Source organism: Pseudoalteromonas rubra, from assembly GCF_004212645.1.
Lineage (GTDB): Bacteria > Pseudomonadota > Gammaproteobacteria > Enterobacterales > Alteromonadaceae > Pseudoalteromonas > Pseudoalteromonas rubra_G.
Genome location: NZ_PPUZ01000089.1, coordinates 1 through 1,581, shown reverse-complemented (window position 1 = coordinate 1,581; position 1,581 = coordinate 1). Strand labels below are relative to the sequence as shown.

General features: G+C 53.3%; 1 pseudogene. It reads right to left on the bottom strand.

Going from position 1 to position 1,581, the window contains the following annotated elements:
- Positions 1-1,581: pseudogene (locus tag C3B51_RS23695) on the bottom strand (hypothetical protein); the annotation flags it as partial.

Genomic DNA, 1,581 nt, shown 5'->3' with positions numbered 1-1,581 from the left:
CTCCGCCGCTTGTGGCTCATCTTCTTCAAACGCCGGGAAGTCTTCTTCCGCCAGCGCATCATCTGTCAGTGCGTCGTCTGTCAGGTCATCTTCTAGCAGCGTTTCTTCATCTACCGGGGCTGCTTGCTCTGGTGCTTCTTCTGCCTCAGGCTCCGCCGCTTGTGGCTCATCATCCAAGGCCGCCAGCGCGTCCTCTTCGTTAAACTCAGGGAAGTCTTCTTCCGCCAGTGTGTCGTCCGTCAGGTCGTCTTCTAACAGCGTTTCTTCATCTACCGGGGCTGCTTGCTCTGATGCCTCTTCAGTTTCCGGCTCCGCTGCGTGTGGCTCGTCATCCAGCGCTGCCAGCGCGTCGTCTTCATCAAACGCCGGGAAGTCTTCTTCTATCAGTGCGTCGTCTGTCAGGTCATCTTCTAACAGTGTTTCTTCTGATGCGGGTGTTTCGTCCTGTGCTGCATCTTCTGTCTGATCAAATGCAGTAGGCTCACTATCCTGCTCACTGCTGCCTTCTGGTTCAATTTCAAAATCGGGACCATCCAGGTCATCAAAGTCACCACCAAAATCTAATAACTCGTCACCATCCTCATCCAGCTCGTCATCAAGCAGGCTGGACGGTTCTTCCTGTTCTAAACTTTCCGCAAGTGCCCTCTCCGTTTCACTCATGGCAGACTCGGGCTCGGCGTCTAGATTGATTACATCCGCCTCAGATTCGTCCATTTGTAATTCAGGATAACTACTCAGCTCTTCGCTGGGTGTCACCGGGTCAAGCTCGGTCAACACTTCGTCTTCAGACAAATCTATGTCTTCGTCCGCGAGCGGATCATCACCCAGGTCAATCTCAACTTCATTGTCCAGCTCACTGTCCATATCAGCGTCGAAGTCATCGGCTTCGGCTTCGGCTTCGGCTTCCAGCGCTTCAAGCAGCTCATCAACATTTTGCAATTGCGGTGGCGTGTGGGTTTCGCCTTCTTCTGCTGGGTGTACCAGCGCTTCGGCAAATTCGTCGAGTAACTCGTCTTCAGTTTCTGCTAACGCAGGTTCATCCTGTTCTATACTAGGCTCAGCCTCGTCCAAATCCAGCTCAGCAGGCCCTTGTGCTTTATCATGCAGGGACTGAAGATCGGCTTCCTCTTCCAGCATACCATCAAGGTGTCCGGGATCCGTTGAAGAAACAGCCTCGTAATCAGACTCAGGCGCGCCCTCTGAAAGAGCATTGGTATCATCTGGTTCTTCCGCCAGTGGCTCTTCTTCTGGCTCAGCCTCCGGCTCATCTTCTAACAAGCTGTCGATATCGTCCGACTCTTCCGCCAGCAATTCTTCTTCTGGCTCTGCCTCCGGCTCGTCTTCCAACAGGCTGTCGATATCATCTGGCTCTTCCGCCAGCAATTCTTCTTCTGGCTCTGCCTCCGGCTCGTCTTCTAACAGGCTGTCGATATCGTCCGGTTCTTCCGTCAGCAATTCGCCTTCTGGTGCTGCATCCGGTTCATCTTCTAACAGGCTGTCGATATCATCCGGCTCTTCTGCCAGTAGCTCTTCTTCTGGCTCAGCCTCCGGCTCATCTTCTAACAGGCTGTCGATATCATC